Below are 22,390 nucleotides of genomic sequence, written 5' to 3'. Positions count from 1 at the left end.
CTGCATCATGATTGAAAGATTATTTGTGATTCTGGATAAAAATTTTATTTAACGATTAATACAGGGATAGTCGCACGTTTTGCTACTTTGTGGCTGACACTTCCAAGTACAAATTTCTTTTTGTCTTCTGCTTTACGGTTACTTAAAACAACAATTTCGTATTTACCGCTATTAGCATGTTTTAATAGTTCTTCTTTTGCATTACCACGAACAATTATTTGGTCATAATCAATACCATAATCTTCTAAAGCTTTGCGTGTTTTTTCCAATCGCTTGCTTCGTTCTTCAGTAAGTTTGTTTAAATGAACACCTGCTTTAATTGATGCTTGAGCATCTTGTTCGCTGATTGCGTTTAAAACTGTTACGACTGTACCTTCGCCAGCTAATTTAGACACTTCTTTTAGTGCTTTTTCATTTTTTAACTGAGTGTCTACACCAAGTAATATATTTTTATACATTAGTACATCCCTCCTCACTTACATTCTAATAAATAATAATGGATTTTTCCATTTAAAATTAAAGATTTTGTGATCTTTGTGTTTGTTGTATATTTTCAAAAAATAAAATAGGTGAAACGATCATTATTTCATTTCACTTCAATGCTTTTTATCCAAAATAAAGTTATAATGTAGTTAATACTGTTCGAAAAGAAGAGGTAAAGAATGACAAAACATGAACAAATTTTAGATTATATTGAATCGTTATCTATAGGCTCTAAAATTTCGGTGCGTAAAATCGCTAAATTTTTAAACGTATCTGAAGGGACAGCATATCGTGCAATTAAAGATGCTGATAAAATGGGCATGGTCGCAACGATAGATCGTGTTGGTACGGTTCGAATCGAAAAACGTAATCGTAATGAAATTGAACATTTAACTTTTAATGAAATTGTCAATATTATTGATGGCCAAGTGTTAGGTGGCAATAAAGGTATCACTAAGATGGTATCTAAATTTGCAATTGGAGCAATGGAACTCAAAGATATTTTAAAATATATTGGTCCAAAGACATTATTGATTGTCGGAAATCGCGAAGATGTGCAGATTGAAGCTTTAAAAAGAGGTACGGCTATATTAATTACTGGTGGATTTAAGCCATCTAATAAAGTTATTAATTTTGCGAATGAACATGATTTACCTGTTCTATCATCAAGTTATGATACATTCCTAGTTGCAAATATTATCAACAAAGCACTTTTTAATCAGAAAATACGAAAAGATATCTTAATAGTTCAAGATATAATGACGCCATTAGATGATTTATCTGTGCTGTTTGATACGATGAAAATAGCAGATTATAAGCGTATGGCGAATCGAACTGGCCATACAAGATTTCCGGTAGTCAATGAGTCTTATAAATTAGTAGGTATTGTAACAAGTCGAGAGATGATTAATACAAAGGACGACGACGAAATAGATAAAGTGATGACGCGAAATCCTATTTATGTAAATGCTATGAGTACAGTAGCAAGTTGTGCGCATATGATGATTTGGGAAGGTATTGAATTGATTCCTGTCGTTTCGAGTAATAAAAAGACAGTGGGTGTGATTAATAGACAAGATGTTTTAAAGTCTATGCAACTTTTAGGAAGACAGCCTCAGATGGGTGAAACAATTAACGATCAAATCGCCAAATATATAACAATGAATCAAGATGGAATTACAGTAGAAGTTTCACCACTTTTAATCAATCATTACGGAACAGTAAGTAAAGCGGCATTTGTAAGTATTATAGAAGAAACAATACAATATGAAATGCGTAAATTTAAAAAAGGTAATGTCATGATAGAGAACTTAAATATCGTGTATATTAAAACAGTACCTATTGAATCACATATAACAGTGCGCTTTGGCATACTAGACGTCGGAAGAAACTTCGCCAAAATAGAAGTGAACATGCATAGTCAAAACGACAAAGTAGCGAGCGCTCTCGTGATATGCCAAATGTTTGACGAAGTATAGGAACTTAGCAGAGAAAATAGGCATAAGATAGATTTCGCACAAACGTTGGAGCCCAACTTGCACATTATAGTAAGCTGACATTACGTCAGCTTCTGTGTTGTGGCCCATCCCAACTTGCATTGTTTGTAGAATTTCTTTTCGAAATTCTCTATGTTGGGGCCCCTGAACTAAATAGTATGAAAATATATATCTAAATAATTAAAACGGGCAAATAGTTTAATATGGTAGTAACAATTTTTATAATTTAGATATTTTGATATAGACTAATGCTTAAATTAAGCAACTTTTCTAAAAAAGGGAGTATGAAAATGATTAGTACTTTGAATGAAATTATGAAATGTATCGAAGACAACGATACAATTATTATACACAGACATGTTAGACCAGATCCTGATGCATATGGTTCACAACTTGGTTTAAAATACTATATTCAGCAGAAATTTCCGCAAAAGCAAGTATTTGCAGTGGGTGAAGCGGAATCATCATTAAGTTTTATTGGAGAGTTAGATAACATTGATGATAAAACATATCAAGATGCGCTTGTAATTGTATGTGATACTGCCAATGCTCCACGAATTGACGATGAACGTTATAGTACAGGTCGTAAACTTATTAAAATAGATCATCATCCTGCAGTTGATCAGTATGGTGATATTAATTTAGTTAATACGAACGCGTCATCTACAAGTGAAATCATTTACGATTTAATCTCACATTTTAATGATGAAGCAATTGTTAATAAAGATATCGCGAGCGTTTTATATCTTGGTATCGTCGGTGATACTGGGCGATTCCTTTTTAACAATACCTCAGAACATACTATGGAAATTGCTGGAAAGTTAATTGGGCATGATATTGATCATAATGCGCTTTTAAATAAAATGATGGAGAAGGATCCAAAAATGTTGCCGTTTCAAGGTTATGTTTTACAACATTTCGAACTTATGGGTGATGGATTCTGCCAAGTTAAAATAACTGAAGATGTATTGGAGCAATTCGGTATTCAGCCAAATGAAGCATCTCAGTTTGTTAATACAATTGCTGACATCAAAGGCTTGAAAATATGGGTGTTTGCAGTTGATGAGGGTAGTGAAATAAGATGTCGCTTACGCTCTAAAGGGCAATTGATTATTAATGATATTGCGCAAGATTTTGGTGGCGGTGGTCATCCGAATGCGTCAGGAGTTTCAGTGGACAGCTGGGATGAATTTGAGCAACTTGCTACAGCTTTACGCACAAAACTTAACTAATAGAAAGGAGCCATTCAATCATGGTGGCATATTTAAATATTCATACGGCTTATGATTTGTTAAATTCAAGCTTAAAAATAGAAGATGCCGTAAGACTTGCTGTGTCTGAAAATGTTGATGCACTTGCCATAACTGACACCAATGTATTGTATGGCTTTCCTAAATTTTATGATACATGTATTGCCAATAATATAAAGTCGATTTTTGGTATGACAATATACGTGACAAATGGATTAAATACAGTCGAAACAGTTGTTCTAGCTAAAAATAATGATGGGTTAAAAGATTTGTATCAACTATCATCGGAAATAAAAATGAATGCATTAGAACATGTGTCGTTTGAATTATTAAAACGATTTTCTAACAATATGATTATCATTTTTAAAAATGTTGCAGACGAACATCGTGACATTGTTCAAGTTTTTGATTCGCATGAAGATACGTATTTAGATCATCGAAGTGTTTTAGTTCAGGGTATAAAGCACGTATGGATTCAAAATGTTTGTTACCAAACACGTCAAGATGCAGATACAATTTCTGCACTCGCAGCGATAAGAGACAATACAAAATTAGACTTAATTCATGATCAAGAAGATTTTGGTGCGCATTTTTTAACTGAAAATGAGATTCAGCAACTTGATGTGAATCAAGAATATTTAACGCAGGTTGATGTTATAGCTCAAAAGTGTAATGCAGAATTAAAATATCATCAATCTCTACTTCCTCAATATCAGACACCTAATGATGAATCAGCTAAAAAATATTTGTGGCGTGTCTTAGTTACACAATTAAAAAAATTAGAACTTAATTATGACGTCTATTTAGAGCGATTGAAATATGAGTATAAAGTTATTACTAATATGGGTTTTGAAGATTATTTCTTAATAGTAAGTGACTTAATCCATTATGCGAAGACACATGATGTGATGGTAGGTCCAGGTCGTGGTTCTTCAGCTGGCTCACTGGTCAGTTATTTATTGGGAATTACAACGATTGATCCTATTAAATTCAATCTATTATTTGAACGCTTTTTAAACCCAGAACGTGTAACAATGCCTGATATTGATATTGACTTTGAAGATACACGCCGAGAAAGGGTCATTCAGTACGTCCAAGAAAAATATGGCGAGCTACATGTATCTGGAATTGTGACTTTCGGTCATCTGCTTGCAAGAGCGGTTGCTAGAGATGTTGGACGAATTATGGGGTTTGATGAAGTTACATTAAATGAAATTTCAAGTTTAATCCCACATAAATTAGGAATTACACTTGATGAAGCATATCAAATTGACGATTTTAAAAAGTTTGTACATCGAAACCATCGACATGAACGCTGGTTCAGTATTTGTAAAAAGTTAGAAGGTTTACCAAGACATACATCTACTCATGCGGCAGGAATTATTATTAATGACCACCCATTATATGAATATGCCCCTTTAACGAAAGGGGATACAGGATTATTAACGCAATGGACAATGACTGAAGCCGAACGAATTGGGTTATTAAAAATAGATTTTCTAGGGTTGAGAAACTTATCGATTATTCATCAAATCTTAACACAAGTCAAAAAAGATTTAGGTATTAATATTGATATCGAAAATATTCCGTTCGATGATCAAAAAGTGTTTGAATTGTTGTCGCAAGGAGATACAACTGGCATATTCCAATTAGAGTCTGACGGTGTAAGAAGTGTATTAAAAAAATTAAAGCCGGAACACTTTGAAGATATTGTGGCTGTAACTTCTTTGTATAGACCAGGTCCAATGGAAGAAATTCCAACTTACATTACAAGAAGACATGATCCAAGCAAAGTTCAATATTTACATCCACATTTAGAACCTATATTAAAAAATACTTACGGTGTTATTATTTATCAAGAGCAAATTATGCAAATAGCGAGCACATTTGCAAACTTCAGTTATGGTGAAGCGGATATTTTAAGAAGAGCAATGAGTAAAAAAAATAGAGCTGTTCTTGAAAGTGAGCGTCAACATTTTATAGAAGGTGCAAAGCAAAATGGTTATCACGAAGACATTAGTAAGCAAATATTTGATTTGATTCTGAAATTTGCTGATTATGGTTTTCCTAGAGCACATGCTGTCAGCTATTCTAAAATTGCATACATTATGAGCTATTTAAAAGTCCGTTATCCAAATTATTTTTACGCAAACATTTTAAGTAATGTTATTGGAAGTGAGAAGAAAACTGCTCAAATGATAGAAGAAGCAAAAAAACAAGGTATCACTATATTGCCACCGAACATTAACGAAAGTCATTGGTTTTATAAACCTTCCCAAGAAGGCATTTATTTATCAATTGGTACAATTAAAGGTGTTGGTTATCAAAGTGTGAAAGTGATTGTTGATGAACGTTATCAGAACGGCAAATTTAAAGATTTCTTTGATTTTGCTAGACGTATACCAAAGCGAGTCAAAACGAGAAAGTTACTTGAAGCACTGATTTTAGTGGGAGCGTTTGATGCTTTTGGTAAAACACGTTCAACGTTGTTGCAAGCTATTGATCAAGTGTTGGATGGCGATTTAAACATTGAACAAGATGGTTTTTTATTTGATATTTTAACGCCAAAACAGATGTATGAAGATAAAGAAGAATTGCCTGATGCACTTATTAGTCAGTACGAAAAAGAATATTTAGGATTTTATGTTTCGCAACACCCAGTAGATAAAAAGTTTGTTGCCAAACAATATTTAACGATATTTAAATTGAGTAACGCACAGAATAATAAGCCTATATTAGTTCAGTTTGATAAAGTTAAACAAATCCGAACTAAAAATGGCCAAAATATGGCATTCGTCACATTAAATGATGGCATCGAAACTTTAGATGGTGTGATTTTCCCTAATCAGTTTAAAAAGTACGAAGAGTTGTTATCACATAATGACTTGTTTATAGTTAGCGGGAAATTTGATCTTAGAAAGCAACAACGTCAATTAATTATAAATGAGATTCAGACATTAGCCACTTTTGAAGAACAAAAATTAGCATTTGCCAAACAAATTATAATTAGAAATAAATCACATATAGATGCGTTTGAAGAGGCGATTAAAGCTACGAAAGAGAATGCTAATGATGTTGTGTTATCCTTTTATGATGAAACGATTAAACAAATGACTACTTTAGGCTATATTAATCAAAAAGATAGTATGTTTAATAATTTTATACAATCCTTTAACCCTAGTGATATTAGGCTTATATAACTTTTATCAACTAATAAATTATGATATAGTAAACTGATGGTTAGATATTTTTTAACCATCAGTTTGCGTTTATATTAGTTTTTTATGCTTATTATTTTTATGAGTTTCACTTTACATTATTGATTAATCCATAAGAATAATTAGCACAAAAAGCAGTATACATAAATTGAGTAAAGAATTTTGTCGATATATCGTGCGAAAAAATAATAACTTTTTGATATATTAGTTTTTGCTATCCATTATAATAATTAAAGGTATATCTTTAGATAGTATGGTTTAATGTATCTTTATATATATTATTTTATTATCGTTTATCGCTATTGGTGTTACATAATTAAAACCATAAATTCTTACTCATTCAGATTTACCCAATATTTTTACTTTTATAATGTAATGCGTTTTATCCAAGTTATTTTTTTAAAAATAAATATTGAATTAGGGGCTGATTTCATGTCATTAAGAGATGAAGCATTGGAAATGCACAAACGTAATCAAGGTAAATTAGAAGTTAAACCAAATGTAAAAGTTACTAATAAAGAGGAATTAAGTTTAGCATATTCACCTGGCGTTGCTGAACCGTGTAAAGATATATATGAAGATAAAAGAAAAGTGTATGATTACACAATCAAAGGGAATACAGTTGCAGTTATTACTGATGGAACAGCGGTATTAGGTTTAGGTAACATTGGACCTGAAGCAAGTATTCCTGTAATGGAAGGTAAAGCAGTATTATTCAAAAGCTTCGCTGGTATCAATGGGATGCCTATTGCGTTAAATACAACTGATACCGAAGAAATCATTAAAACAGTTAAGTTGTTAGAACCTAATTATGGTGGTATTAATTTAGAGGATATTTCGGCACCACGTTGTTTTGAAATTGAAGAACGATTGAAAAAAGAAACTAATATTCCGGTATTCCATGACGATCAACATGGTACAGCAATTGTAACAATGGCAGGTTTGGTAAATGCATTGAGAGTTGTTAACAAAGATATTGCTAAAATAAAAGTTGTACTAAATGGTGCTGGTGCAGCAGGAATAGCCATTGTTAAATTACTATACGCGTATGGTGTAAGAAATATGGTTATGTGTGACTCAAGAGGCGCAATTTTTGAAGGACGTTCATATGGTATGAATCCTACGAAAGATGTTGTAGCTAAATGGACAAATAAAGATAAGATTGAAGGGTCTTTAGAAGAAGTCGTAAAAGACGCAGATGTATTTATCGGAGTTTCTGTAGCTAATGCGCTGTCACAAGATATGGTTAAGAGTATGGCAGATAATCCAATTATATTTGCAATGGCTAATCCAAATCCTGAAATAATACCTGATGATGCCAAAGCGGCAGGTGCACGCGTTGTTGGTACTGGACGTTCAGATTATCCTAACCAAATTAATAATGTATTAGCTTTCCCTGGTATTTTTAGAGGTGCATTAGAGGTTGAAGCTACACATATAAATGAAGAAATGAAAAAAGCAGCTGTAGAAGCGATTGCTGATTTAATCGATAGTTCTGAATTAAATGAAGACTACTGTATCCCAGGACCGTTTGATAAACGTGTAGCGCCATCAGTTGCTCGTAATGTTGCTAAAGCGGCAATGGAATCTGGAGTAGCTAGGATTGAAGTTGATCCGCAAGATGTGTATGATAAAACAATGAAACTTACAGATTTACAATAAAAATAATTAACGTTTAATTAAATTGCTTAAAAGTTAGCAATAAAGATTCATTAAAATGATGAAAATGAAAGTTTATGATAAACATTCAACAGTCAAACGAATATAAATCAAATAAATTTAAACCCGTTTTTAACTGGTCAAGTTCAGTTTAAGGCTCTAAATGGTTAGAACAGAGGTTATTTGGAGGTTTTCCTATGTTTAAAGATTTTTTTAATCGAACAAAGAAAAAGAAATATCTTACAGTACAAGACTCTAAAAATAATGATGTGCCTGCAGGTATTATGACTAAGTGTCCAAAGTGTAAGAAAATTATGTACACAAAAGAATTAGCTGAAAATTTAAATGTGTGCTTTAATTGTGATCATCATATTGCTTTAACTGCGTATAAACGTATAGAAGCAATTTCTGATGAAGGATCATTTACAGAATTCGATAAGGGAATGACCTCTGCGAATCCATTAGATTTTCCAAGTTATTTAGAAAAAATTGAAAAGGACCAACAAAAGACAGGTCTTAAAGAAGCAGTTGTGACTGGTACAGCGCAACTAGATGGTATGAAATTTGGCGTTGCTGTCATGGATTCACGTTTTAGAATGGGAAGTATGGGATCGGTTATCGGTGAAAAGATATGTCGCATCATTGATTACTGCACTGAGAACCGTTTACCATTTATTCTTTTCTCTGCAAGTGGTGGTGCACGTATGCAAGAAGGTATTATTTCCTTGATGCAAATGGGTAAAACCAGTGTATCTTTAAAACGTCATTCTGACGCTGGACTATTATATATATCATATTTAACACATCCAACTACTGGTGGTGTATCTGCAAGCTTTGCATCAGTTGGTGATATAAATTTAAGTGAGCCAAAAGCGTTGATAGGTTTTGCAGGTCGTCGAGTTATTGAACAGACAATAAACGAAAAATTGCCAGATGATTTCCAAACTGCAGAATTTTTATTAGAGCATGGACAATTGGACAAAGTTGTACATCGTAATGATATGCGTCAAACATTGTCTGAAATTCTAAAAATCCATCAAGAGGTGACTAAATAATGTTAGATTTTGAAAAACCACTTTTTGAAATTCGAAATAAAATTGAATCTTTGAAAGAATCTCAAGATAAAAATGATGTGGATTTACAAGAAGAAATTGACATGCTTGAAGCGTCATTGGAACGAGAAACTAAAAAAATATATACAAATCTAAAACCATGGGATCGTGTGCAAATTGCGCGTTTGCAAGAAAGACCTACGACCCTAGATTATATTCCATATATCTTTGATTCGTTTATGGAACTTCATGGTGATCGTAATTTTAGAGATGATCCAGCAATGATTGGTGGCATTGGCTTTTTAAATGGTCGCGCTGTTACGGTTATTGGACAACAACGCGGAAAAGATACAAAAGATAATATTTATCGAAATTTTGGTATGTCGCATCCAGAAGGTTATCGAAAAGCATTACGTTTAATGAAACAAGCTGAAAAGTTCAATCGTCCTATCTTTACATTTATAGATACAAAAGGTGCATATCCTGGTAAAGCTGCGGAAGAACGTGGACAAAGTGAATCTATCGCAACAAATTTGATTGAGATGGCTTCACTAAAAGTACCAGTTATTGCGATTGTCATTGGTGAAGGTGGCAGTGGAGGTGCTCTAGGTATTGGTATTGCCAATAAAGTATTGATGTTAGAGAATAGTACTTACTCTGTTATATCTCCTGAAGGTGCAGCGGCATTATTATGGAAAGACAGTAATTTGGCTAAAATTGCAGCTGAAACAATGAAAATTACTGCCCATGATATTAAGCAATTAGGTATTATAGATGATGTCATTTCTGAACCACTTGGCGGTGCACATAAAGATATTGAACAGCAAGCTTTAGCTATTAAATCAGCGTTTGTTGAACAGTTAGATTCACTTGAGTCATTATCACGTGATGAAATTGCTAATGATCGGTTTGAAAAATTCAGAAATATCGGTTCTTATATAGAATAATCAACTTGAGCATTTTTATGTTAAATCGATACTGGGTTTTACCATAAATTGAAGTACATTAGAACAATAATTTAATATTTAGATACTGAATTTTAACTAAGATTAGTAGTCAAAATTGTGGCTACTAATCTTTTTTTAATTAAGTTAAAATAAAATTCAATATTTAAAACGTTTACATCAATTCAATACATTAGTTTTGATGGAATGACATATCAATTTGTGGTAATTTAGAGTTAAAGATAAATCAGTTATAGAAAGGTATGTCGTCATGAAGAAAATTGCAGTTTTAACTAGTGGTGGAGATTCACCTGGAATGAATGCTGCGGTAAGAGCAGTTGTTCGTACAGCAATTTACAATGAAATTGAAGTTTATGGTGTGTATCATGGTTACCAAGGATTGTTAAATGATGATATTCATAAACTTGAATTAGGATCAGTTGGGGATACGATTCAGCGTGGAGGTACATTCTTGTATTCAGCAAGATGTCCAGAGTTTAAGGAGCAAGAAGTACGTAAAGTTGCAATCGAAAACTTACGTAAAAGAGGGATTGAGGGCCTTGTAGTTATTGGTGGTGACGGTAGTTATCGCGGTGCACAACGCATCAGTGAGGAATGTAAAGAAATTCAAACTATCGGTATTCCTGGTACGATTGACAATGATATCAATGGTACTGATTTTACAATTGGATTTGACACAGCATTAAATACGATTATTGGCTTAGTCGACAAAATTAGAGATACTGCGTCAAGTCACGCACGAACATTTATCATTGAAGCAATGGGCCGTGATTGTGGAGATCTAGCATTATGGGCTGGATTATCAGTTGGTGCTGAGACAATTGTAGTACCAGAAGTGAAAACAGATATTAAAGAAATAGCTGATAAAATTGAACAAGGTATTAAACGTGGTAAGAAACACTCAATCGTTCTTGTAGCAGAAGGTTGCATGACTGCGCAAGATTGTCAAAAAGAATTATCACAATACATCAATGTTGATAATAGAGTGTCTGTGTTAGGTCACGTTCAACGTGGTGGTAGCCCAACAGGTGCGGATAGAGTTTTAGCATCACGTTTAGGTGGATATGCGGTAGACTTATTAATGCAAGGTGAAACAGCTAAGGGTGTTGGAATTAAGAACAATAAAATTGTAGCAACATCTTTTGATGAAATTTTTGATGGTAAAGATCATAAATTTGATTATAGTCTATATGAACTTGCTAACAAGTTATCTATATAAGATTTCAGGAGGAATTATAAAATGAGAAAAACTAAAATTGTATGTACAATTGGACCAGCTTCAGAATCAGAAGAAATGATTGAGAAATTAATCAATGCTGGTATGAACGTTGCACGATTAAACTTTTCACATGGTAGTCATGAAGAGCATAAAGGTAGAATTGATACAATTCGTAAAGTAGCTAAAAGATTAGACAAAATTGTAGCAATTTTATTAGATACGAAAGGTCCAGAAATTCGTACGCATAATATGAAAGACGGTATCATTGAACTTGAACGTGGTAACGAAGTTATTGTTAGCATGAATGAAGTTGAAGGAACACCGGAAAAGTTCTCAGTAACATATGAAAACTTAATTAACGATGTTCAAGTAGGTTCATACATTTTACTTGATGATGGCTTAATTGAATTACAAGTTAAAGATATTGACCATGCTAAAAAAGAAGTTAAATGTGATATTTTAAACTCTGGTGAGCTTAAAAACAAAAAAGGTGTTAACTTACCTGGTGTAAGAGTAAGTTTACCTGGTATTACAGAAAAAGATGCTGAAGATATCCGTTTCGGTATTAAAGAAAATGTTGACTTCATTGCAGCAAGTTTCGTACGTCGTCCTAGTGATGTTTTAGAAATTCGTGAAATTTTAGAAGAACAAAAAGCTAACATTTCAGTATTCCCTAAAATTGAAAACCAAGAAGGTATTGATAATATTGCGGAAATTCTTGAAGTGTCTGATGGTTTAATGGTTGCACGTGGTGACATGGGTGTTGAAATTCCACCTGAAAAAGTACCAATGGTTCAAAAAGATTTAATCAGACAATGTAACAAATTAGGTAAACCAGTTATTACAGCTACACAAATGTTAGATTCTATGCAACGTAACCCACGTGCTACACGTGCAGAAGCTAGTGACGTTGCCAACGCAATCTATGATGGTACAGATGCAGTAATGTTATCTGGTGAAACTGCTGCTGGTTTATATCCTGAAGAAGCTGTTAAAACAATGAGAAATATTGCTGTATCAGCTGAAGCAGCCCAAGATTACAAAAAGTTATTGTCAGATCGTACTAAATTAGTTGAAACTTCATTAGTGAATGCAATCGGTATTTCGGTTGCACATACAGCTTTAAACTTAAATGTTAAAGCAATTGTAGCTGCTACTGAAAGTGGTTCAACGGCACGTACTATCTCTAAATATCGTCCGCATTCAGACATTATTGCAGTGACTCCAAGTGAAGAAACTGCACGTCAATGTTCAATTGTTTGGGGTGTTCAACCTGTAGTTAAAAAAGGACGTAAGAGTACAGATGCATTGTTAAACAATGCAGTTGCAACAGCTGTTGAAACTGGTAGAGTAACTAATGGTGATTTAATCATTATTACTGCTGGTGTACCAACTGGTGAAACTGGAACTACTAATATGATGAAAATCCACCTAGTTGGTGACGAAATTGCTAATGGTCAAGGTATTGGACGTGGATCAGTTGTTGGAACTACGTTAGTTGCTGAAACTGTTAAAGATTTAGAAGGTAAAGATTTATCTGACAAAGTTATCGTTACTAACTCAATCGATGAAACTTTTGTACCTTATGTAGAAAAAGCTTTAGGCTTAATTACAGAAGAAAATGGTATTACATCACCAAGTGCAATTGTTGGTTTAGAAAAAGGTATTCCAACAGTTGTAGGTGTAGAAAAAGCTGTTAAAAACATAAGCAATAACATGTTAGTTACGATTGATGCTGCTCAAGGTAAAATCTTTGAAGGATATGCAAACGTACTATAATTTATAAATAAAGACGTCTTTCCATTTATCAACTATGGAAAGACGTTTTTTTGGTTTATCTGGTATTTTATGACTCAATTAATAGGTTATTTGATAAAGATAATGTATGAATAGCAATCTATATAAATATTTATATCTTTTATACATGTACATTATCAGCTTTAAACTTTCACTCATTTTACTTTGGAAAGTTATTATAAAATAGAAATATGGATGTATTTCTGAAATGATACATTATTAAATAGATGAGAAAGTAAAAGTATTGAGCCAAGTTCGCAATTTAATATATAAGTTGCATATAAAAACCCCTGTTGAACTTTAATATATTCAACAGGGGTAAAACTTGTTATTAGTTATTTGATTTAGCAGCGATACGTTTATATCTTAAGTACATAAATCCTAATAGTATAAACCAAATGGGAATAAAGTATATCGCACGTCTTGTTTCAACATTGATAAACAATAGGCCAAACACAAAAATAAAGAATACAAAAATGAGATAGCCCATATATTTTCCGCCAAATAATTTATACGTAGCCTTTTTATGAAGGTCTGGATTTTTACGACTATAATTGATATAAGCGATGATAATCAGTCCCCAAACAACTAAGAATAATACTGTAGAGATTGTTGTCACATACGTAAATACCTTAGTAGCATCAGGGAAAATATAGTTTAATAATGCTGCCACGAGTAACAATGCCGATGAAGCAAAGATTGCTACATGTGGAACGCCATACTTATTCGTCTTAGAGAAATTCGGTGGTGCTTGTTGTTGACTTGATAAACCGAACAGCATACGACTATTCGAGAAAATACCACTGTTACATGATGAAGCAGCAGCAGTTAGTACTACAAAATTAATCAAGCCTGCAGCAAATGGAATTCCAATTAATGCGAACAATTTTACGAATGGACTGTTATCAGGATCAACTTGTTGCCAAGGAATAATCGACATGATAACCGCTAGAGCACCGACATAAAATATTAAAATTCTAATAGGAACACTATTAATAGCTTTTGGTATTGTTTTAACAGGATTTTTCGTTTCACCTGCCGTAACACCAATCATTTCGATTCCCACGAATGAGAATAAGGCCATTTGGAATGACATAAAGAATCCAGATGCTCCTTTAGGGAATACACCGTGCTCGTATAGGTTTGTGAAACTCGCATGTCCAAATTGAGTTTTATATGCAAATAGAATCATAACGAAACCTACGACAATTAAACCAATGATTGTTGCTATTTTAATGATAGAGAACCAAAATTCTAACTCTCCAAATAGTCTCGCACTCAATAAGTTAAAAGACATTAATAACAATACGCAAAAAAGTGCACTAATCCAGTTTGGAATTTCTGGGAACCAGAAGCTTACATACTTTGCTACAGCTGTTACTTCAGCCATACCTGTAATAATCCAACAGAACCAGTATGTCCAACCGGTTACGAATCCTGCAAAAGGCCCAATGTATGTATTGGTTACATCTGCGAAAGATTTAAATTCAGTATTTTGAATGATGATTTCACCTAAACCTCGCATAAACATAAATAACATAAATCCAATAATGATATATGTTAGTAATATAGAAGGGCCAGTTAATGCAATCGTTTGACCAGCGCCTAAGAATAAGCCTGTACCAATTGCGCCACCAATAGCAATTAATTGAATGTGGCGATTGCTCAGTTCCCTTTGTAATTTTTCAGCCATAATACATCTCCCTTAAATATAGATATGTTTATTATGCACTTATATTAGGATATATACAATTATTTTCGGTAAAAATGTGTAAAATTCCATGTTAATATACTTTGGATTTTATAATCATATATAATAACCAATTGAAAATTTTATTCTATGCTAAAAGTTGGTGATGAATATAATCTTGAAAAAGCTTTAATAGAGCTATTTGTGGCTATTCTGTGACATTTACATAGAATTCCAAAATAATTGTTGCACATATAATGCCAGTTTTTATATTTCACAAACGAATAACGTTTAGCTATAATATTAGTTGAAAGCCATTTCATAAAGAAACAGTAAAGGGGAAATTTATCATGGCAGAATTACAAAGAGGTTTAGAAGGGGTTATCGCAGCGGAGACTAAGATAAGTTCAATTATTGAAAGTCAATTAACATATGCCGGCTATGATATTGATGATCTAGCTGAAAACGCGCAATTTGAAGAAGTCATTTTCCTATTATGGAATTACAGATTGCCAAATGAAGAAGAGCTAGCTCATTTAAAGGGGAAATTAAATCAATACATGACATTAAATCCTCGTGTGTATACACATTTTGAGGAGTATGTTACAGATCACGTGCATCCAATGACAGCATTACGTACGTCATTATCATATATTGCACATTTCGATCCTGATGCAGAAAATGAATCAGATGAAAATCGTTATGAAAGAGCAATGCGTATACAGGCTAAAGTAGCATCATTAGTTACAGCGTTTGCTCGAGTAAGACAAGATAAAGAACCACTTAAGCCTAATCCTGACTTAAGTTATGCGGCAAACTTCCTATATATGTTACGTGGGGAATTACCAACAGATATAGAAGTAGAAGCCTTCAATAAAGCACTTATTTTACACGCTGATCATGAGTTGAACGCATCTGCATTTACAGCACGTTGTGCGGTATCATCATTGTCAGATATGTACTCAGGTATTGTAGCAGCTGTAGGTTCTCTGAAAGGGCCATTACATGGTGGTGCAAACGAACAAGTTATGACGATGTTATCTGAGATTGGGTCAATTGAAAATGTTGATGCTTACTTAGATGAAAAATTTGCGAATAAAGATAAAGTAATGGGCTTCGGTCATCGTGTATATAAAGATGGTGATCCTAGAGCGAAATATTTAAGAGAAATGAGCCGTCAAATTACGAAAGACGCTGGTCGTGAAGAATTATTTGAAATGTCAGTGAAAATGGAAAAACGTATGGCAGAAGAAAAAGGATTAATTCCTAATGTTGATTTTTATAGTGCGAGTGTTTATCACTGTATGGAAATACCTCATGATTTATTCACGCCAATCTTTGCTGTAAGTCGTTCTGCAGGATGGATTGCTCATATTTTAGAACAATATAAAGATAATAGAATTATGCGTCCTAGAGCAAAATATATTGGCGAAACGAATCGTAAGTATATTCCGCTTGAAGAAAGAAAATAATCGATACAAATTAAAAATGAAGATGTAAAATTTGGAGGTAAAATAACTATGACTGCAGAAAAAATTACTCAAGGAACTGAAGGATTAAACGTACCTAATGAACCAATTATCCCATTTATTATCGGTGATGGAATTGGACCGGATATTTGGAAGGCAGCAAGCCGAGTGATAGATGCTGCTGTTGAGAAAGCTTATAATGGCGAAAAACGCATTGAATGGAAAGAAGTGCTAGCTGGCCAAAAAGCATTTGATACAACTGGCGAATGGTTACCTCAAGAAACACTTGATACAATTAAAGAATATTTAATTGCTGTTAAAGGACCTTTAACAACACCAATTGGTGGTGGTATTAGATCATTAAATGTGGCTTTACGCCAAGAATTAGATTTATTTACTTGTTTAAGACCGGTACGTTGGTTTAAAGGAGTACCATCACCTGTTAAACGTCCACAAGATGTTGATATGGTTATTTTCCGTGAAAATACTGAAGACATTTATGCTGGTATTGAATTTAAAGAAGGTACAACAGAAGTTAAAAAGGTAATTGACTTCTTACAAAACGAAATGGGTGCGACAAACATTCGATTCCCAGAAACTTCAGGTATTGGTATTAAACCAGTTTCTAAAGAAGGTACTGAGCGATTAGTTAGAGCAGCTATTCAATATGCTATCGATAATAACCGTAAATCAGTTACTTTAGTTCATAAAGGTAATATTATGAAATTTACAGAAGGCTCATTTAAGCAGTGGGGTTACGATTTAGCATTAACTGAATTTGGTGATCAAGTATTTACTTGGCAACAATATGACGAAATTGTTGAAAAAGAAGGCAGAGATGCTGCTAATTCTGCACAAGAAAAAGCTGAAAAAGAAGGCAAGATTATCATTAAAGATTCTATTGCTGACATTTTCTTACAACAAATTTTAACTCGTCCAGCTGAGCATGATGTTGTAGCAACTATGAACTTGAATGGTGACTATATTTCAGATGCTTTAGCTGCACAAGTTGGTGGTATTGGTATTGCGCCAGGTGCAAACATTAATTATGAAACAGGTCATGCTATTTTTGAAGCAACACATGGTACAGCTCCAAAATATGCAGGTTTAAATAAAGTGAATCCATCTTCAGTAATTTTAAGTTCTGTATTAATGTTAGAACATTTAGGATGGCAAGAAGCGGCAGATAAGATTACAGATTCAATTGAAGATACAATTGCTTCAAAAGTTGTTACTTATGACTTTGCCCGTTTAATGGATGGTGCTGAAGAAGTTTCTACATCAGCATTTGCAGATGAATTGATTAAAAATTTAAAATAAATACTAATTATTTAGGTGAGTCTAGCTACTTTAATTGCTAGGTTCGCCTTTTTAAATGAATTGAAGTTGGCAGCAGGACAGAAATAATAAAGAGTCACTAATGATTGATTATATAGTGTTTCTTACACATTAGACAAAGCGATTGTGTACATAAGTTTAGGAATAAATGAGTAAAACTCATGCATAGGTAGTGGCATAGAAATGATATTTTCACAAAGTTTATTTCGTTGTCCCAGAGTAAGTCATGTAAATTATAGAAGGAAATATAAGAAGTATTTTATTTATGTGTAAAGTAATGTAAAAAATGTGTAAAGATAATGTGTAGGATGTTATTTTTATAAATAGTTCGGTTATAATGTAAATATAATTATAAGTTAGGGAGGCATACCATGTCGCAAAAAGTGTTGGTAGTAGATGACGAACATTCAATCGTAACATTACTTAAATATAACTTAGAAACAGCTGGTTATGAAGTTGTTGTCGCATTTGATGGTGATGAGGCTTTAGAAAAGGTGGAAAATGAACAGCCAGATTTAATTATTTTAGATGTTATGCTACCTAAAAAAGATGGCATTGACGTATGTAAGACTGTAAGAACAAATAAAAATTTAGTCCCTATATTAATGTTAACGGCGAAAAATGATGAATTTGATCGGGTATTAGGTTTAGAATTAGGTGCCGATGACTATATGACTAAGCCTTTTTCACCTAGAGAAGTTGTTGCCCGTGTGAAAGCCATTTTAAGACGTTCTCAATTTGTAAAAGAAGTAGAAGAGATTGACGATGATATTACCATCGGATCGATACGTATTAGACCCGATTATTTTGAAGTATATAAGCATAATGAGCTATTGGAGCTAACACCGAAAGAATTTGAACTGTTGCTTTATTTGATAGAAAGACAAGGCAGAGTCATTACGAGAGAGCATATGTTAAATACGGTATGGAATTATGAATTTGCAGGAGACTCAAGAATTGTTGATGTACATATCAGTCATTTAAGAGATAAATTAGAAGATAATCCTAAGAAGCCACAACTTATTAAAACTGTGCGTGGCTTAGGCTATAAATTGGAAAGACCTAAAGAACAATGATGAAGTTTCACCACCGCTTAATGTTATTGATAAGCAGTATATTAATTATCAGTTTTGTTACATTAGGCATTATTATTCACGCTTCCATCACATATGTGTTATCAGAAAAACACGAACAAGCTCTAGCAACAGATGCAAGATCATATATTTATTTAGTCCAAGATAATGAGATTGATAAAGTTAAAGAAATTGTAAAACAGCAAAATATAGATTTATTGATAACTAAAAATGATAAAAAGGTGTTTAGTAGTGGCAAACTGAAAGCCACTCAAAATAGTGATAGCTATATTCAAAAAAAGGACGTTTTTATTTTTAATAAGAAGGTTAACGGTTATCATGTATGGATTAAAGGTTACAATAACGATATTACAGAAATGCATTGGACGTTGTGGAAATATCTTATTTTGACATGTTTAGTTGTACTCATTTGTCTGTATTTTGCAAGCCGTAGTTTTAAGCGTACATTAATCCGTCCCATTCAAGAAGTTACTTATGCAACACAATTGTTGGCAAATGGTTATTATCACATACGTGTACCTGAAAGTAATGTTATAGAAACTAAAGCGCTTTTTGTGTCTACCAATGATCTAGCACGACGCCTTCAAAAGCTTAATAATGAGCAAAAAATGCAATCCAATCGTTTAAAAACAACGATTGAAAATATTCCAAGTGCTATTTTAATGATAGATCGAAATGGAAAAATCGTTGTTGCAAATAAAGCGTATTATGAACAGTTCAACATCTCGCATAATATTGAACAAGTAGGCTATCACGGTTATGTTAATACTGAAATTGAGCAATTAATTTTAGAAAGTTTTAAAGTTGAAAAACCTATTTATGAACAATTGGAAGTTGCAATAAACCAAGTCCATGCCAAGTACTTTGATATTTCATGCGTTCCGATTTTAACTAGGTCTCAAAAAAGTTTGCAAGGGATTTTAGTTGTGATGCATGACATAACAAATCTGAAACAACTTGAAAATCTAAGACGTGAATTTGTAGCAAATGTTTCACATGAATTAAAAACACCTATTACTTCAATTAAGGGGTTTGCTGAAACGCTTATTGATGGTGCAAAAAATGATGCGGAATCATTAGACATGTTTTTAAACATAATTTTAAAAGAATCAAATCGAATAGAATCTTTAGTAACAGATCTGTTAGATTTATCGCATATTGAGCAACATACAGAGTTAGATACAGACTATATGAATTTATCAGATTTAACGCGGCGTATTATTGATAATATGATGACTCAAGCCAATCAAAAAAATATTTCCATTCATACTGATATTGAAAAAGATGTCATTGTTAAAGCACAAGAAAGTAAAATTGCTCAAGTTATCACGAATTTGTTAACGAATGCAATTAACTATTCTTATGAAGATGGAGATATTAACGTTCGTGTGTATCGAGATGACTTTCGTGTCATTTTCGAAGTACAAGATTTTGGTATAGGTATTAAATTAGAAGACCAACAACGTATTTTTGAAAGATTTTATAGAGTAGATAAAGCACGAAGTAGAGATTCTGGTGGGACAGGTCTTGGATTATCAATTACAAAGCATATAGTAGAGGCCCACCAAGGCAATATTGAAATGAATAGTCAAGTTGGCAAAGGCTCAACGTTCAAAGTTATTCTAAAAGATTATAAAGAATAAAAATTAAAGTGGTAACAGCGCGTGTATTTTTCACGAAGTTGTTGCTGCTTTTTTATTTCGTTCAAATCTCTATTGGTATTAAATTAGAGTTAATGAAGTGGAATAAATTCGGTTGTCAATTTTGTCATTTGCATATGTCGATTTGTAAGTTATAAGTAATAGATTGTTGTGAATCAAGCAATTTTATAATATATTTATTATAATAAAGAAATTTTAGTAACGCGCTTAAAATAGATGCTTAATTAAAAAGTAATAAGTTTTATTTGAACGGAAATAAATCTTAATTTAAACACTTGAATAGACAAGTGTAATCATTCGTCATAGAAAAAGACGAGGGGCGATTTAGATAAATTGTTGAAAGTAATATTAAATACCTTGTTTATCTAATTTGATTGAGGAAACATGCATAGGTGAAAATTAGAAATACATTAAAAATATTGAATTAATTTTTCGACCTACAAGTTGAGGAAAATTTAACTAGATTTGAGGATTAGCAAAGTGAAAACAATTCAATTACACAAGACAACTTTGATATTAATTGCGATATTATTGTTTTATACTTTTATGGGTATCTTACTACCACTCATGCACGATGATTTACAATGGTTTAGCAATTATAATACTGATATTTTAAAAGTAGGATTTGCATCACTTAATGGTCGCTATATCGGAAATATCTTTGAAATTATAGCTGTACATGTAAGCTGGTTACGTTGGCTTTCATATGGTCTCATTAGTATGGGCATCATTTGGATGATTATGCACATTACACGTTGTAAAGCGTGGACAAGCTATTATTTGTTAGCATTTTCTTTAATGTTAATTTTACCAAGTGCTATTTATGCAGATACATATGGCTGGTTTGCAGGATTTTATAATTATGCGACATCAACACTAATTTCACTCTTTATTATTTATTATTGTATTAATGCAATTATATATAAAGAAAAGCAGCCGGTAAGTGTTACTGTACTATTCTATGTTTTATGCTTCTTCGGTCAATTATTTATGGAGAATGTGACATTATTCCACTGTATCATTTTAATTTTAGCTTTTCTGTATGAATTTACTGCAAATCGAACACTTAATTATAAATTATTGTTTTCATTTATGATTGCTACTATAGGTACAATCATTATGTTTTCCAATCCAAATTATCGCAAAATTTTATTTGAAGGATCAGAATATCAACAAGTTTCAAATAATCAAGGTATCTTTTCAAAATTTGCAGAAATGATATCAACGTCACTTCCATATGGTGTCATTTTCAGTCAGATTATAATTTTAAGTATGATTGCAGCGCTTATTATTTATCTACTGCTTAGAAGTGATCGGTATGTACATTTAACAATATTAAAGCGTCGTATCATTATGATAGGATTTATCACTTTACCGCTTTATTATTTACTATTTTACAATCAGTTTTTATTAAATAAAAATACAGATATTGGATTGGTTGGTTTTGTGAACGTAATTGTATGTGGTTACTTTGCGTTTTCGATATTTGTAGGTATTTATTTGTCTATTAATGATCGTAAAACACAAATCACTTTATATTCCTTACTTATTGCAATATGTGTTTCGGCGTCGACACTAGTCATTGTTACTCCAATAGAACCAGGTAATTTTTTGATTGTTTATACGATACATGTAATCATTTTAATTATTTTATTAAAAGAATTTCGGAAATATAAGTCAATCAATGTTAATTTTATTAAAGTTGCATCACTAGTTTTAGCTATGATATATCTTAGTGCATTTATTTATGTTCATTATGAACATGAAAAAAGAGTTCAGTTATTAAAACAACAAATTAAAGATCATCCACGACAAGAGGTTTATACAGTGGAATCATTGCCGTTTGAACATTATATGCATCATCCGTCACCAATCAATAAAAATTACCAAGAGTGGTTTAATAATTATGAAGAATTACCGAAAATGACCAAAGTTAAATATATTCCATTTGGTTCTGACGATTCATAACTTATTCTTACCTATAAAAATTTAAAATAGC

15 protein-coding genes are annotated in these 22,390 nt (G+C 32.5%); 13 read left to right on the top strand and 2 right to left on the bottom strand.

Annotated elements, in window-relative coordinates; translation table 11 throughout:
- Positions 1-44 precede the first annotated feature (44 nt).
- A complete protein-coding gene (locus IDG65_RS03390) occupies positions 45-458 on the bottom strand; it encodes a universal stress protein (protein ID WP_000277602.1) in 414 nt (137 codons plus the stop codon).
- A gap of 204 nt (positions 459-662) precedes the next feature.
- On the opposite strand from IDG65_RS03390, the gene IDG65_RS03385 reads away from it, so the two are divergent.
- From IDG65_RS03385 to pyk, 8 genes are all read left to right on the top strand, one after another.
- Positions 663-1,961 (top strand): CBS domain-containing protein, encoded by a 1,299-nt coding sequence (locus IDG65_RS03385; RefSeq protein ID WP_000160435.1) that lies wholly within the window; start codon positions 663-665, stop codon positions 1,959-1,961.
- Between the two features lie 308 nt (positions 1,962-2,269).
- Positions 2,270-3,211, top strand: a complete 942-nt coding sequence (gene pde2 / locus IDG65_RS03380) for a pApA hydrolase Pde2 (protein WP_000626077.1) — start codon at positions 2,270-2,272, stop codon at positions 3,209-3,211.
- A 20-nt stretch (positions 3,212-3,231) separates the two neighbouring features.
- Positions 3,232-6,429 carry a DNA polymerase III subunit alpha gene (locus tag IDG65_RS03375; protein ID WP_052997596.1) on the top strand — a complete coding sequence of 1,066 codons (3,198 nt, stop codon included), beginning with the start codon at positions 3,232-3,234 and terminating at the stop codon, positions 6,427-6,429.
- A gap of 450 nt (positions 6,430-6,879) precedes the next feature.
- Positions 6,880-8,109, top strand: coding sequence for an NADP-dependent malic enzyme (gene ystJ, locus IDG65_RS03370; protein ID WP_000058377.1), 1,230 nt, complete (start codon positions 6,880-6,882; stop codon positions 8,107-8,109).
- Positions 8,110-8,303: 194 nt separating this feature from the next.
- On the top strand, positions 8,304-9,161 hold the full coding sequence (gene accD / locus IDG65_RS03365) for an acetyl-CoA carboxylase, carboxyltransferase subunit beta (protein WP_000471571.1): 858 nt from the start codon (positions 8,304-8,306) through the stop codon (positions 9,159-9,161).
- Positions 9,161-10,105, top strand: a complete 945-nt coding sequence (locus IDG65_RS03360; protein WP_000883652.1) for an acetyl-CoA carboxylase carboxyltransferase subunit alpha — start codon at positions 9,161-9,163, stop codon at positions 10,103-10,105. The genes accD and IDG65_RS03360 overlap by 1 nt, the downstream gene beginning before the upstream one ends.
- Positions 10,106-10,373: 268 nt before the next feature.
- A complete protein-coding gene (gene pfkA / locus IDG65_RS03355) occupies positions 10,374-11,342 on the top strand; it encodes a 6-phosphofructokinase (protein WP_000717561.1) in 969 nt (322 codons plus the stop codon).
- Between the two features lie 21 nt (positions 11,343-11,363).
- Complete coding sequence (gene pyk, locus IDG65_RS03350; protein ID WP_001232650.1) at positions 11,364-13,121, top strand: pyruvate kinase; 1,758 nt, start codon at positions 11,364-11,366, stop codon at positions 13,119-13,121.
- 349 nt (positions 13,122-13,470) lie between these two features.
- Here the strand turns inward: pyk and IDG65_RS03345 are convergent, their stop codons facing one another.
- Entirely contained in the window at positions 13,471-14,832 is a 1,362-nt protein-coding gene (locus IDG65_RS03345; protein WP_000818535.1) for an amino acid permease, read from the bottom strand.
- A gap of 347 nt (positions 14,833-15,179) precedes the next feature.
- Between IDG65_RS03345 and IDG65_RS03340 the strand changes: the two genes are divergently transcribed.
- The 5 genes from IDG65_RS03340 (at position 15,180) to IDG65_RS03320 (ending at position 22,359) form a co-directional block, all read left to right on the top strand.
- Positions 15,180-16,301, top strand: coding sequence for a citrate synthase (locus IDG65_RS03340; RefSeq protein ID WP_000829167.1), 1,122 nt, complete (start codon positions 15,180-15,182; stop codon positions 16,299-16,301).
- Positions 16,302-16,349: 48 nt separating this feature from the next.
- Positions 16,350-17,618 (top strand): NADP-dependent isocitrate dehydrogenase, encoded by a 1,269-nt coding sequence (icd, locus tag IDG65_RS03335; protein WP_000123170.1) that lies wholly within the window; start codon positions 16,350-16,352, stop codon positions 17,616-17,618.
- A gap of 389 nt (positions 17,619-18,007) precedes the next feature.
- On the top strand, positions 18,008-18,712 hold the full coding sequence (locus IDG65_RS03330; protein ID WP_000080026.1) for a response regulator transcription factor: 705 nt from the start codon (positions 18,008-18,010) through the stop codon (positions 18,710-18,712).
- Entirely contained in the window at positions 18,712-20,373 is a 1,662-nt protein-coding gene (pnpS, locus tag IDG65_RS03325) for a two-component system histidine kinase PnpS (RefSeq protein ID WP_078064732.1), read from the top strand. Before IDG65_RS03330 ends, pnpS begins: the two co-directional genes overlap by 1 nt.
- A 498-nt stretch (positions 20,374-20,871) precedes the next feature.
- Positions 20,872-22,359 (top strand): hypothetical protein, encoded by a 1,488-nt coding sequence (locus IDG65_RS03320; protein ID WP_000849440.1) that lies wholly within the window; start codon positions 20,872-20,874, stop codon positions 22,357-22,359.
- Positions 22,360-22,390 lie beyond the last annotated feature (31 nt).

This window comes from Staphylococcus sp. EG-SA-17 (assembly GCF_017151845.1).
GTDB classification, from domain to species: domain Bacteria; phylum Bacillota; class Bacilli; order Staphylococcales; family Staphylococcaceae; genus Staphylococcus; species Staphylococcus aureus.
Note: the sequence above shows the minus strand (reverse complement) of the source record. Positions and strands in the feature narration are given on the sequence as shown.